Annotated in this window: 8 protein-coding genes and 3 pseudogenes; 3 read left to right on the forward strand and 8 right to left on the reverse strand. The window is 42.4% G+C overall.

Going from position 1 to position 13,900, the window contains the following annotated elements:
• Window positions 1-40 precede the first annotated feature (40 nt).
• Window positions 41-919 (forward strand): LysR family transcriptional regulator, encoded by an 879-nt coding sequence (locus N4T56_RS16590; RefSeq protein ID WP_261733998.1) that lies wholly within the window; start codon window positions 41-43, stop codon window positions 917-919.
• A gap of 60 nt (window positions 920-979) precedes the next feature.
• Here N4T56_RS16590 and N4T56_RS16595 read toward each other — a convergent pair whose 3' ends face one another.
• From N4T56_RS16595 to N4T56_RS16605, 3 genes and pseudogenes are all read right to left on the reverse strand, one after another.
• Entirely contained in the window at window positions 980-1,933 is a 954-nt protein-coding gene (locus tag N4T56_RS16595) for an SPFH domain-containing protein (protein ID WP_261733999.1), read from the reverse strand.
• Complete coding sequence (locus N4T56_RS16600; RefSeq protein ID WP_188918226.1) at window positions 1,933-2,862, reverse strand: SPFH domain-containing protein; 930 nt, start codon at window positions 2,860-2,862, stop codon at window positions 1,933-1,935. The genes N4T56_RS16595 and N4T56_RS16600 overlap by 1 nt, the downstream gene beginning before the upstream one ends.
• Window positions 2,863-2,912: 50 nt before the next feature.
• A pseudogene (locus tag N4T56_RS16605) lies at window positions 2,913-3,373 on the reverse strand (NfeD family protein).
• Window positions 3,374-3,748: 375 nt separating this feature from the next.
• Here N4T56_RS16605 and N4T56_RS16610 point away from each other — a divergent pair.
• Window positions 3,749-4,500 (forward strand): annotated as a pseudogene (locus N4T56_RS16610) (ion channel protein Tsx).
• 75 nt (window positions 4,501-4,575) lie between these two features.
• Here N4T56_RS16610 and udp read toward each other — a convergent pair.
• The 4 genes and pseudogenes from udp to N4T56_RS16630 all read right to left on the reverse strand — a co-directional run bounded on the left by udp (window position 4,576) and on the right by N4T56_RS16630 (window position 9,404).
• Window positions 4,576-5,331, reverse strand: coding sequence for a uridine phosphorylase (udp, locus tag N4T56_RS16615; RefSeq protein ID WP_261734000.1), 756 nt, complete (start codon window positions 5,329-5,331; stop codon window positions 4,576-4,578).
• Window positions 5,332-5,646: 315 nt separating this feature from the next.
• Window positions 5,647-6,822: a type III PLP-dependent enzyme gene (locus N4T56_RS16620; RefSeq protein WP_261734001.1), complete on the reverse strand. Its 1,176-nt coding sequence runs from the start codon at window positions 6,820-6,822 to the stop codon at window positions 5,647-5,649.
• A gap of 1,511 nt (window positions 6,823-8,333) precedes the next feature.
• Window positions 8,334-8,989 (reverse strand): annotated as a pseudogene (locus N4T56_RS16625) (thiopurine S-methyltransferase).
• Between the two features lie 67 nt (window positions 8,990-9,056).
• Window positions 9,057-9,404, reverse strand: coding sequence for a hypothetical protein (locus tag N4T56_RS16630; protein ID WP_188918240.1), 348 nt, complete (start codon window positions 9,402-9,404; stop codon window positions 9,057-9,059).
• Window positions 9,405-9,576: 172 nt separating this feature from the next.
• On the opposite strand from N4T56_RS16630, the gene N4T56_RS16635 reads away from it, so the two are divergent.
• Window positions 9,577-11,394 (forward strand): protein kinase domain-containing protein, encoded by a 1,818-nt coding sequence (locus tag N4T56_RS16635; RefSeq protein WP_261734002.1) that lies wholly within the window; start codon window positions 9,577-9,579, stop codon window positions 11,392-11,394.
• 64 nt (window positions 11,395-11,458) lie between these two features.
• Here the strand turns inward: N4T56_RS16635 and N4T56_RS16640 are convergent, their stop codons facing one another.
• Window positions 11,459-13,855, reverse strand: coding sequence for a zinc-dependent metalloprotease (locus N4T56_RS16640; RefSeq protein WP_261734003.1), 2,397 nt, complete (start codon window positions 13,853-13,855; stop codon window positions 11,459-11,461).
• Window positions 13,856-13,900: the final 45 nt, after the last annotated feature.

A 13,900-nucleotide genomic window follows, 5' to 3' on the forward strand; every position in this document is an offset into this window, starting at 1 on the left:
AATTACTATACAAATGAATATACTGACTTAGGCAGACACATTGAACATCAAAGATTTAGAGCTGTTTATTGCCGTGGCAAAATTAGGCAGCTTTTCTAAGGCGGCACAATCACTTAACACCCGCCGTGCACTGGTCAGCCGCCGTATAGCAGATCTTGAAAAACAGCTCGGTGCCCCTTTATTTACCCGAACTACCCGGGTGATGACACTGACCGCATCGGGTAAACGCTATTTAGCCCAAATCACACCGCTGGTGCATCAACTCAATCATGCTGGCGAGGTATTTAAGCACCGTCATGATGAGGTTCAAGGTAAGTTAACTGTTGGTTTACAGCCATTTGTTGATAAGTTAATCGACCGACACATTGCCCACTTTATTCATACTTATCCGCAAGTGCAGTTAGAAATAATGATTGTGCCTGGCCATCATCAAGACATTAAACGCTTAAATTTAGACTGCATGATTAATACCGGCGATATCAGTTATGACAATATCAGTAAACAAAAGCTCATGACTTTTGAACGAAAAATGTATGCCAGCAGCGTGTATTTAGAAAAATCATCGGTTATTGAAACCATTGATGATTTGCACTATCACTCCTTACTGGGCTATCGTTCTGCCGAAGGTATTTTAGAGCATCAATGGCAGTTTCAGCATGCGCAAATCAGCGCAAATTACAAAGTCATATGCAGTGATTACAACTCCCTTTATCATTTTTGTTTAGGCGGCGCTGGCATTACTCTGCTGCCGAAAATCATTGCGGTTGATGCTGTAGAGAACCAACAACTAGTCAACGTATTACCTGAACTCAGTGCCGGCTTTACTGACATTAATATTCTGTATCTAAAAGACAGTCGCTTATCTGCTGTCGCCAAAGTGTTTACTGAGCACCTCACCGAAACCGTTAAACTACCCTAGGACCAACCAGTAGCCAAAAAAATGGGCCAGCAATGCTGACCCATTTGGTGTTTTATTGATTTACTTTTTAGCAGTTTGTTTTTTATCGTCTTTTAGCCCAATACTGTCCATCCAGTATTCAAAGTTGACCAAGTTACCTGGCAACACAATACGGCTGTCATTTTTACTTAAACCATCAAGTTGACGCATATATTGCTCGCCAAGTTGCATACGCAGTGCACTTTGGCCACCTTCAGCTGAAATCACCACAGCTAAACGCTCAATCGACTCAGAGGTGGCTTTTGCCAAGGTTAAAATCTCTTGCGCTTTACCTTCTGCTTCATTAATACGGCGCTGCATTTCACCTTCTGAGCGGTTAATGGTTTCAGCCATTACACCTTCAGAGCGATTAATTTTGCTTTGCTTATCACCTTCACTCTTAGCGAGTAATGCTCGGCGTTCACGCTCTGCATTCACCTGCATTTCCATGGCGTTTTTTACTGTTTCTGGCGGGGTAATATTTTTAATTTCATAACGGTGCACTCTCATGCCCCACATAGAACCAGCTTCATCGAGCACTTCTACGACTTTGGCTGAAATTAAATCACGCTCTTCAAAAGTACGGTCTAAATCTAAGGTGCCGATAACCGAACGCGTAGTGGTTTGAGCCAACTGAATCGCAGCGTAACGGTAGTCAGTAATACCATAACTGGCTTTAACCGGATCAGTAACCGAAATATAAATCACCCCATCAACTTCAACGTTAACCTCATCACTTGAAAAACATTCTTGTGGTGGCACATCGATGGTCTCTTCTTTTAAATCGTGAATGTAGGCTACCTTATCAATAAACGGGACAAGTGCATGAAAGCCCGCGTCTAAAGTACTGTGATATTTGCCTAAACGTTCAACAATATAAGCCGATTTAGTGGGTACAAGGCGGATAGATTGAAACAACTTAAGCACAAAAATAGCAAAAATTGCGCCCCAAATAATCATGACAACAAAGTCAGTATCTACTCCATTAATTGACATTAGCGTGCTCCTTTTGCTGATGGACTGCTTACCGCGTGGGTCACTTGTTCCATGCCTTCAAAAAAACCTTCAAGCTTGGCCATTTCAGCTGGCACTACCGACACTTGAGCCTCAGTTAAAATCTTGCCCACCTGACCAATAAATTGCTCTTTAAGCAACATGTTCATTGCATCATTACCGCCGTTGATGGCTAATGCCTTACAAATCATTTCCATGCCTTCTGCTTTTGCATTAGCCACAATTGAAATTTCTTGTCCGGTACCTAGTGCTTCATTGATGCGTCGCTGTTTTTGACCCTCAGATAAATTAATGGCTTCTTGACGCTCACCTTGCGACATATTAATCATCGCGGCTTTTTCAGCGTTAGCTAAGGTGATTTCGGCGCGCTTACTTCGCTCTGCTTCCATTTGTTTTTCAAGAGTATGAATAACATGACGTGAAGGGGTAATGTTTTTAATCTCGTAGCGTAAGACTTTAATCCCCCATGGGTCGGAGGCTTTATCGATTTCGCGTACAATCGATTCATTTAAACTGTCTCGTTCAGAGAAGGTTTGCGACAACGTCAGCTTACCGATTTCTGAACGCATGGTGGTTTGCGCCAAGTTAACAGCCGCGCGGCGATAGTTTTCAATCCCATAACTGGCAAGCTTACCATCCATGACTTTGAGGTAAACCAGGCCATCAACTTCAAGCTGGGTATTGTCTTTTGAAATACAGCTTTGAGGTGGCACATCTAATACCTCTTCACGGGTATCATGACGATAAGCTACCCGATCAACAAACGGCACTAAAAAGTGAAACCCAGGCTCTAATACGGTGCGAAACTTACCTAAACGTTCTATAACATGCACTTCGCGCATAGGCACGATGAGCATCAGCTTGTATAAAATGAACAAAATAAATAAAAACGCGATGGTTAACACGAACATACTCACTCCTTTATTAAAATGTGGTTTACGCTTCCCTAAACCCTGTAAACCTATATTGAGTCGATAATGGGCTCAACCACAAAACCGATGTTATCGCGGCATATAATTCTCACTTTAGCACCGACTTTAATTTCTGTTCCATCACCCAAAGCGACCCAATCAGAACCTAAACAATGAATTCTGCCTGTTTGCTGCCCAGGCCAATGGCTTCTTTTACGGTGGCGACTTGATTGTATAAATCGACTTCTTCATCGGTATTAGCAACATGAGCATCACCGCCAACCAAGCGCTGCGTGACATGTCTAAAGCTCAGCAACAACACCATTGAAGCCATAAACCAAAGCGTCATACTTTGCACAAACCCTTCGATGATCCCAAGCGCTAACGCTGAAGCAACAATCACACAGGCGGCGCCAAGTAAAATGACAATGCCTCCCGGAACAATAATTTCCGATAGCATTAATAACAGCCCTAGTACGAGCCAAGCCGCAATCGGATTAGAAAGCTCCATAAATCCTCCTCATAAAATGAGCATGCCTTGTATTCACTATATCAGCTGGTTTTTATTATTGCGACATATTATGTCAAATAATCATTGTATATAATGTAAACGGCTATCAATATTCGATAACATAACAGTATCAAGCAGTTATCCCAAGGTTTGATATCACATCATGATAAGTAGAATTTCAAAAGAGACTTTTCGGCACACAAAACACTGAAACCTCACGATTTATCATTGTTTTTATTGTGCTCACTATCAATTTTGAATATATTGCGCCCCATTGTGCACAATTGAGAATAATACCCGCTAAATTTAGTTCTTGATTGATGTAAAATTTGCCATACAGATGCATTACAACTGACTTTATAAACCGGACTTAACATGAAAAAAATCTGCTTTTTAGCTGCATTAATGGTCTCACCGACTGTTTTAGCCAATGATGTAATCCAATGGTGGGATGCCAGTGCGACCGTATTACACGGTGATGACTATGACTTGGCACCATCAGACAGACAAACCACCATCACATTAGAGGTTGCCGGCGGTTGGACTTACGGTGATGGATTTATTTTTCACGATTTTATTAACTTTAATGGCAATAACGGTGGTGACGATAACAGCCATTATGGTGAAATTTCACCGCGTTTTAGCGCCAGTAAAATACTTGGTCAGCCAGTTGAGTTTGGGGCAATTAAGGATATGTCTGTTGCCTTAACCTACGAGCACGGTGACGGCCTGTAGAAAGCATGCTGTACGGTGTGGGTTTAGATTTTGATATTCCATTTTTCAGTTACTTGCAACTGAACACATATCGTCGTGATGCCATCAGCAATGGCAACATCAGTGATGGTTGGCAGTTTACCCCAGTCTTTAGAATCGACATGCCTATCGGCAATGCCAATATTATTATTGACGGCTATATTGATTGGGTATTTATTGCCGATAACAATGGCTACGATGAAAACTTGCACTTTAATCCACAGATTAAATACGATTTAGGCAAAAGCTTATTTGGCGAGCACAAACAAAATAAATTACTAGTGGGTTTTGAATACGATTATTGGCAGAGCAAGTATGGTGTAAATGGTGTTGACCAAAATACTTACTCAATTATTGCTCAATATCATTTCTAATTAGCAAAAATGAATCAACAAAAAAGGTGCCGAGGCACCTTTTTTATTGGCTTGTCTTAACACCTACAAAGGTCATTAAAGTAGTTTTTTCGCCGCTGCGACAACAATAGATACTGCGCTAACTTCAGTTTTCTTCATTGTGGCTTCATCTGGTATTTCTTGCTGAGTGCGGTTTACAATCACACCCGCAACACATGCTGCGCGCCAACCTTGAGTTGCACACATAGTGAATAACGTTGCTGACTCCATTTCATAGTTCAGCACGCCCATTGACTGCCACTCTTTCATCGAACCGACATAGCGTTGAGTCACACGGCCAGATACGGTGTCATAACGCTCTTGACCTGGATAAAAAGTGTCTGAAGACGCGGTAATACCGATATGAGGCTCTAAACCTGCGTCACGACAAGCTGCAACCATCGCAGTTGTACAATCAAAGTTTGCTGCTGCAGGAAACTCAAGCGGTGCAAAATGTAAGCTAGCACCATCTAAACGGACTGAAGCTTGAGTCACAATCACATCACCAACATTAACATGCGGTTGAATTGCGCCTGTAGTACCAACGCGTAAGAAAGTTGTCACACCCAGCTGTGCTAACTCTTCTACGGCGATAGAGGTTGAAGGATCACCAATACCTGTTGAACACACTACTACGGGCTTACCATCGATGTAAGCTAAGTAACTAGTGTATTCACGATGGCTAGCAAGGAACGTTGCGTTGTCCATTAGCTCTGCAATACGCTTAACGCGTTCTGGATCACCAGGAACGATTGCTAAGGTTGCACCATCTAACATTTTTTTGGTTAATCCTAAGTGAAATACATCGGACATTTTGAAAACCCCTTTCATTTTTGAATATTAAATTCTTATTTCCCAGACTTTAACCTAGTCTTTAGGGGGATAAGGTTAACTTGATCACATATAAATTCATAATAGTTAATATTGTTTCGTTAAAATATTACCAATATATGACCAATTCCCACCAAATACATGTACTTGAGCATAGTTGAAAGCCGCTGAAAACAACAAACGATTTATCTATTTTAAAAAGCATTAACGTGATTTACATCAAGTTAATGCCAACTGACTAAAACCGAAAAACAAAAAAGGACGCTAAGCGTCCTTTTTGGGCACGATATTATCTAATTACAGGTAATAATCTTTTAACGGTGGGAAGCCATTAAAACACACCGCCGAATAGGTGGTGGTATAAGCACCTGCGGTTAACCAATACATGCGATCGCCAATGGCTAAATCGGTTGGTAAACCATAGCTGTAATGCTCATACATAATGTCAGCACTGTCACAGGTTGGATCGGCAATAACACACTTATCTAACTCACCTTTACGATCGGTATAGATAGGGAATTTAATTGCTTCGTCCATGGTTTCAATTAACCCTGAGAACTTACCCACATCAGTAAATACCCAACGTTCTAGTGCGGTATGTGATTTACGCGAAATCAATACCACCTCAGACACCAATACTCCGGCATTAGAAATTAATGAACGCCCTGGTTCAAGAATGATTTCTGGCAATTCATCACCAAAATCTTCTTCTAAAAAGTGCTTGATTTGCTGTGCGTAAACACCAAGCTCATTGGTTTTATCCATGTAGTTAGCAGGAAAGCCACCGCCTAAGTTGATCATCTTCAGTACTATGCCGTGCTCTTCTTTTAAACGGTCATAAATACTTTTTACTTTACCAATAGCGGAGTCCCACGCGCCAATATCGCGCTGCTGTGAACCAACATGGAACGAAATACCATGTGGTTGTAAGCCAAGCTCTTTTGCCAATACCAGTAGGTCATAAGCCATTTCATTTTGGCAACCAAACTTACGTGATAAAGGCCAATCAGCCGTGTGTGTGCCTTCAGTTAAAATACGCACATATACTTTTGCACCTGGTGCTTCCTCAGCAATCATACGTAAATCGGCTTCCGAATCAGAAGCAAACATGCGTACCCCTTGCTCATAAAAAGAGCGTACATCAACGCGCTTTTTAATGGTGTTGCCATAACTGACGCGATCGGTTGATACGCCAATAGAAGTTACCATTTCAAGTTCATAGATTGATGCGATATCAAAGTTCGATCCTTTGTCACGCAGCAAAGTCAAAATCTCTTTGGCCGGATTTGCCTTAACCGCATAATAAACGTTTGCGAAAGGAAAATTCTTAACCATGTCATCGTATTGTTTCGCAATGATTTGGGTGTCAATAACTACAAATGGCGTTGGCTTATCTTTAGCAAATGCCTCAATGCGGTCAAACGTGTCCTTGTCATAATAATCTGCAACATCAATCGATTGAAATTGGCTCATTAGGCCGGTGCCTCCTGTTAGTTGGGCAATATATAGTGCGTTTTGGGGTTTGTAAAAACATGCGCAGTAAACGATATTTTCAACCAATACGCAACGAATTTTTATGCAAAAATTATACTTTTTTATTCTTAAATAAATATCATTAAAACTCAATGACCTATTTAACCCTTGTGTCATTTGTATACAGAGTTAAAACACGTAAAAAGTATAGACGCTGTTCAAAAAAAAGAGCCTAAAACTTGTTGTGTTTTACCCTACCACTCTTAGCCGTTTACCTATCAGCAACTTTAGCGACATAGGCACGAGCAAGAGTTTGAGTCATTAACACTGTGAATGGTCTAAAAACGGAGGTAAATCAATTGATTTTGTTTAATTGAGGTTTGATAAGGTGAGCGCTTCGTTTGCAGCGATAAAACGGCAACGCTCAAACTCAGTGATAGGGTATATACCCAATGGGAAAATACTTAAAATAGAATATTTAACCGCTCAAAAAACCGATCGGCTATATGTATTTGTAACCTCAACCGTTGAAATTAGCATTTAGCAGGATCTGAAGCATAATACCCTCTCTTACTGTTATTGGTTGCTTTATCATCAATCAATATGGCTCATTTGAAGCAGTGTTGGGGGGTTGTGACACAGCCCCGAAGGGCGAATTTATCAGAGTGGTCTTCTTTCTTAGCTTTTCTTAACGTACGACTGCATGGATGCAGGAGGTAGAGCAACGCAGGAGCAGTTGCCGACGACTGCATGGATGCAGGAGGTAGAGCAACGCAGGAGCAGTTGCCGACGACTGCATGGATGCATGGATGCAGGAGGTAGAGCAACGCAGGAGCAGTTGCCGAGCACGACTATGTCTTCAAAAGGCTGCCTCGAATACCTCACTGATCATTTTCGCTAAAAGAGCACATTCTAATGCGGATTGGTATAAATGCTTAAAATCCCTAAAAATGTCATTACTTATGTGAGATTAAGCATATTTTTATCAAAAAATGCGATTTTTTATGCAAACAAAGCTTAAAAAACTATCATTCGAAAGTTTTATTGCTATAGTAGCTTTTGTGAATTTATAAATTAACGCTTGTAAGTTCTCAACTTTGGGCTCGTTAAGCTAAAATCTAATGAGGTAAATAGCTTAGCTACCATTTTCAGCAATCCAAATGACTTAGGTGAAAAGGATTATGACTCAGGTCGCATACCAGATAAACGATCGTCGTAACAAGGAAGTACTAAAAAATGATGAACACTGGGATTTAACGACAGCAGATCAAAAACTCGCATTGTATGATTTGCATCGATTTGGATATCGCCTACTGTTTGTTCGCAACATGCTCACATGGGCCTGTGGCCGTTATTAGTCAACAAGATGATATCGCTGCGATTTATGCCGATGGTGAAGTAGACCTTCGCCCTAAAATTACTCTGCGCGAATACCACTAAGCAGTTGCAACAAATAAAAAACCTACGATGAATTTATTGTAGGTTTTTTTGTGCCCTGTTGTTTGTCATTGTTATTTGCGAGTCAACTTATATACCGCTTCATTTAACCAAGGCACCTGCTTATTAACAAAGCGAGGGTTGTCGGCAAGCACATCGGTACACTCGAGTAATTCGACGGTAAAATAGGGGGCTAAGTGAGTTTCAACCCAATTTGGGCTGACAGCAAACGGGGGCGCTTTAAGGTATCTTGTGGATAATCGAGTGTAATCAGCAAACCACTCACATTCGCGGGGATCAGTCTTGCTAAGGCAACCGCATATTGTTGGCGCATCGCTTCTGGCCATGCAATCAATGCGGCTCGATCATAAAAACCACCGATATCAGCGGTTAACGATTCTGGTAATGTAAAAATATCGCCTTGATAAATCCTAACTTCGTCTGCACAAAAAACATTATGTTCTGCGATTTGCTCGACCTGACACGGTAAGTCGTTTTCGTTAAAAAACTGCTCAACCGCTAATGGATTTAATTCACAACCCAATACGCCATGACGTAGTTCAGCCAGATAACACATGTCTAGTGATTTACCACACAATGGTACAAACACACTGCTGGTTTCTGCTATTGCCAAACCTGGCCAGTATTTAACAAGAAACGGGTTAACCTGTTGTTGATGAAAACCAATTTGTTGTAATTGCCATTTTTGATGCCAAAAGCTCGGTTCCATGATGCTCTCTTTAGTCTATTAACCAATATTGCAGGCTACTTTAAAGACTAAAAAAAACAGATGCAACTTATGCCTTGCCATCCAAGGTCGATTGCACTTGTCTTAACCAGCGGCAATTTTCACACTGACATTTACGGCGCGACATATGATGAGGGCTCAAATTAGAATCAATAAAATCGACGGCTATCAACAATTGCTGTTTAAGCTCTTCTACAGATTTCATTTCTAATGCGACCATTTCATCATTATGATTAATCCATAGGCACTCTTCACCTTGATGGCAGGTAATGCATTCTTCATCACTGTGATTAAAAAACACAGCATGAGGGCAATGAGTCACTTCCATCGATTGTAAAATTCGAGAGCGCGGAAAATGAAATAGCGGAATAAGTTGTGCTTTATCAATATTAGGCATAGCAACCTCTGCTAAAAGCGTTAAGTGATCTTATTGTTAATACTACCGAGTGTTGATTAATTTTGATTTGACGTAGGTCAAGGTTTACATATCGTATTTTTTTAGATAGGAAGCGCTTGCCGCACGAGCGTTAATCAAGGTTTAATGGAGAGATAATTAAAAAGGGGTTACCTTGCAAACACCAGAGCTACAGCACTTTTACATTAACGAAGAACAGTCTATTTACTTACTAAGTGCCAATGATGCGCGCAAGCATAAGGCGTGGGTTCGCTTGTGTAAGCAGCAGCTGAGTAAGCTGGGATATCAGCAAATCGAATTTATTGGTAAAGGGGCTTACGGTTTTGTATTTGCCGGCGTTAACGAATACGGTCAGTCTCATGTATTTAAGTTTTCACGAGTTAACTTACCGCAAAGTGTTCAAGATAGGCTCGAAGAAGAAGCCTATATGCTCAGCCAGGTTAAACACCCCAATGTGCCTAGTGCCATCAAGTTTGAGCGTGTCGGTAGGCAAGGTATTCTCGTTATGGATCGAGCGCACGGTGAAGATTTAGATAAAATCTGCCTGCGTATAGGCGCATTACCGCCGGTGATGGTGGTGAGCATTGCAAGGCAATTAGCCAATATTTTGTATTATTTGCGCAAAGGCAAACCGCTGGTACACGGTGATATTAAGCCATCAAATTTAGTGTATGACATAGAAACAGACAAACTGTCGTTAATCGATTGGGGCTCGGCCGTATTTGCCCAGCGCGATGAACATAACCGTGCGGTAGATGATAATGTCATGTCGTTGTTGTCAAGCGACCAACAACACACCAATGCACGCATGGGCGATGTGTATTTTATTGGTGAAGAACAACTCAGTGGCGCATTATCAACCCCAAGGTTTGACGAGCAAGGTGCCGCTGCAACCTTATACGCTTTAGCCTCAGGGCAAATCAGTCGTTTTGGCACCAAAGTGATTCCGGCCACCAGCATAGGTTTGCCCATCGAACTCGCCAAAACCTTAGATGCAATGCTGAGCGATGATGAAGCGCGGCGCAAACTGGCTGGCGATTACTTTTTAACAAGCTTTCGTCACAGCTATCGCATGCATCTGCCTATTTTACCTGAACCGCCATTGGTTCCCGACATTCCTCTATGGGCACAGCCGCGCTCAAAAACAGTTGAAACAGTCAGTTACAGCTCACGTAAATCATTTTTAAAAGAGCACAATAGCCAAGACCCCGTAGCCAAAATGGATGACATACAATTAGAAAAGTATTATCGCAACTTTATGGTGGGCATGGCTGACACCGAAAAGGGCTTTATTGCCGCACTCAGTCGGCTGGCACAATACCCGATTGTGGGCGGCCTAGTCATCCACTGGCAAGAAACCGGGGTGTTTATTGACTCAAACCTGGCCTTTTACGACCCAGATTGTAAAGCACCATTAACCCTGGCGGTGAATAACATGGTGACCATGGCTCGGGGAATTAAACGCATTGGGGTATTTAAAGCCTGTTTTTTTAACGCCAAAGACACCTTGCATTTAGAGCGGAAAAGTACCGAACATGAATACACCATCACCGGGGAATTACAGTTACCATTTGAAGTCGGCGATGTGCCAACGTTAGAAGATAAATCTAGGCTTCATTCATATTTTGAAGACGGTAAAGATCCTGAAGAAAACCTCGAATTACCGCCCGAGATTATGACCGAATTGGCCGGCCTTAACCAAATTCACCACACGGGTTGTATTATTTTTGAAGCTCTGCCTAACCATCTAAAAATTCACAGCTATTTACGACTATTAAACCCACGAAAACAAGCAGCGTTTCGTGCATGCCTAGACAGAATTATTGCCCATGTGAATAAGATTCAGGGACACGGCATTGCAGGCTTTATGAAGCTACCTTATCGAAATACTCGTCAATTTAGCCATTTAGATCGCAAAGCAGATCGCTTTTACCCTAAAAATCCCAAAGCCTTTGATCAACACCAGCAATGACAACTATAAAAAACGCGATCATTAGGATCGCGTTTTATCTTTAACTTATGGCTATAGCTACAGGCTAAATTGGCGAGCCCGGTGGCATGGCAACAGGCTGACTAATCAAGCGAAACTCAGGCTGTTCTACACCTTTCATAATGCCTTTATATAACCAGTCATAATGGGCTGATTGATAGTCACTACCGCGGTTACTGCGGCGTTTTAACTGTTTGACAATATAGTCAAACCGGGCGACTAACTGGGCTTTGACTTCAGGGGCAGTCTTTTCATCATGATATGCCGCTAACATGGCATCAACCACCACAGTATTGACACGCATTTGGATTGCCAGCTCTGAACCATTCGGTAAATCTTGATACAAACTGGCCGCCGCAAGTTTATCGATAAGTTTAACCACCGACAGCTGCGTGCTATCTTCCATATAAGCCTGATTAACACGATTTAAACGCTCGGGCGTTAATATGACACTGACAATATGGCGACTTAACATTTCGGCCATGGTGGCCGGGTCGCTCACCACGCCAAGATTTGAGCCAAAGCTTTCGCGGGTTTTGCGGTAATTTCCTGCTTTGGGCACCAACGCCTGCACCACATTGGTGGGGATAACCAAGCTACGGCTTTGTAAGCTGTTAAGCAGTGTATCTAAAGCGGCAAGCTGCATTTTAGGAGGCACATAACTCCAGCGCACACCTGAGCCTACTTGTTGATAGCTATAATCAGCACCACCAATCCATTTTACGGCAGCTTCTATTTGATAACGCGTCAGTAAATAAATAGGCACAAATACATCAGCAAGCTCGCCTTTAGGCTCTGTGGCCAACAACGCATCTGAATTAAACTCAGCAATGGCTTTAAGACGCACGGTTTCTAGGCGCTTTAATTCAGCTACTGCATCATTACCCCTATCCCATAGACTTGCGTATGCATGGCTTGCGCTTGCTTGACGAGAGTCCGCTTCGCCAATATAACGAAAACCACTCTCTAATGTCGATGCCAATAAACTGTCTGTTTGAGTTGGCGAGCCATATCCAAAAGCAATAGTGTATTTGTCCCATTCGCCAATGCCTTCACGGTAAGGCTGGCTAATATCAATGTGGTCGCCTTCAATGCTGGCGTATGGATGAGGATAATCCATTACAGAGGCATTGTTATTAGTTGATGCGGCGAAGTTATGATCTAAGCCAAGCGTGTGGCCAATCTCATGTGCTGCTAACTGCCTAATACGTGCCAGTGATAAGGCCATTGCGGCTTCGCTTGCAGCTTGACGATCAGGCCAACCTGCGGTTAATCCGCGGGCAATAAGATGGTCTTGGCGAACCCGTAAACTGCCTAGCGTCACATTACCTTTAATGATTTCTCCGGTGCGTGGATCGGTCACCGCTGCACCATATGACCAGCCGCGAGTTGCACGATGCACCCATTGGATCATGTTATAACGCACATCTTGCGGATCTGCGCCTTCTGGCAATAATTCCACTTTAAAACCATCAATAAAGCCAGCTGCAGTAAATGCATCTTGCCACCAACGTGCTCCCGTTAATAACGCACCCCGTATAGGCTCAGGTACGCCTGGATCAACATAGTACACAATCGGTTCAACCACTTGGCTAGGTGCATCACCAGGGGTGACTTTTTGTAAACGGTGTTTACGTAAATGACGTTGTACGTGAGGTTGGTCAACTGCGGCAGAATAATCGATATATTGATCCGACAAATAACCACTCATTGGGTGATAGTTGCGAGGTTCAAATCCCTCATCTGGAAGTTGCACAAAGGAATAACGTAAACGCACAGATAAAAACTTTGCGTCTGGAGTCACTTCGGCAACCTGTTTGCCTGCCTTACTGGTGTTGAAGGTTAAATTAACGTCGACATCGGCATTGCGCTCGAACGATTTAATCCCCTCAGGTAAAATAACTGAACGTTGTGGATCTAAGTAATATTGGCCTTGTTTTCTGGCTTCAAGTACGTCGGCCACACCGTGTAAATCATTAATCACTAAGTCATTAATGGCAACAATGGCTTTTTTGCCTTCAACCAATTTGCCGCGCCATAAAATGGATTCAGCAAAGGCTTGAGTGACAGCTTGTTGCTCAGCGACATTATCACTTGAGGCACGATAATCGGTATTAAGCTGTTTGAGGATTAAATAAGGCTCATGTTGCTCAAACTGCACCATGCGTGTCCGTCCTAATTGGCCTCGGTCTAACCCAATATCATTAGAACCCACTCCATGGGGTAAGCTTGTGAGCATTAAAAAAGGCTGATTGAGTTTATTGGCCTCGAGATACAATTGACCCGCTTTGGCATCATAAAACAGGTTAATAAAACCTTCGGCGGTTTGTGCCTGCTTTATAATTTTTTGTGCTGGATCGCTAGCGGCAACCGCAACGTCTGAAAGGAATGTTGCTGGCGCGATGGCCAGCAAAAGTGCCAATGGAATACTGCGGCGGATCATAAATTATCTCCCTGTTGTGTTTATCCTGCTTTCATTAATATCAGT

This window comes from Shewanella phaeophyticola (genome assembly GCF_025398315.1).
Taxonomy (GTDB): Bacteria; Pseudomonadota; Gammaproteobacteria; order Enterobacterales; family Shewanellaceae; genus Shewanella; species Shewanella phaeophyticola.

What these genes read in the sequence shown, in the direction of transcription:
- N4T56_RS16595 (WP_261733999.1), bottom strand. Translation starts at nt 1,933, where the DNA reads ATGTCAATTAATGGAGTAGATACTGACTTTGTTGTCATGATTATTTGG.
- N4T56_RS16600 (WP_188918226.1), bottom strand. Translation starts at nt 2,862, where the DNA reads ATGTTCGTGTTAACCATCGCGTTTTTATTTATTTTGTTCATTTTATAC.
- udp (WP_261734000.1), bottom strand. Translation starts at nt 5,331, where the DNA reads ATGTCCGATGTATTTCACTTAGGATTAACCAAAAAAATGTTAGATGGT.
- N4T56_RS16620 (WP_261734001.1), bottom strand. Translation starts at nt 6,822, where the DNA reads ATGAGCCAATTTCAATCGATTGATGTTGCAGATTATTATGACAAGGAC.
- N4T56_RS16630 (WP_188918240.1), bottom strand. Translation starts at nt 9,404, where the DNA reads ATGCCTAATATTGATAAAGCACAACTTATTCCGCTATTTCATTTTCCG.
- N4T56_RS16640 (WP_261734003.1), bottom strand. Translation starts at nt 13,855, where the DNA reads ATGATCCGCCGCAGTATTCCATTGGCACTTTTGCTGGCCATCGCGCCA.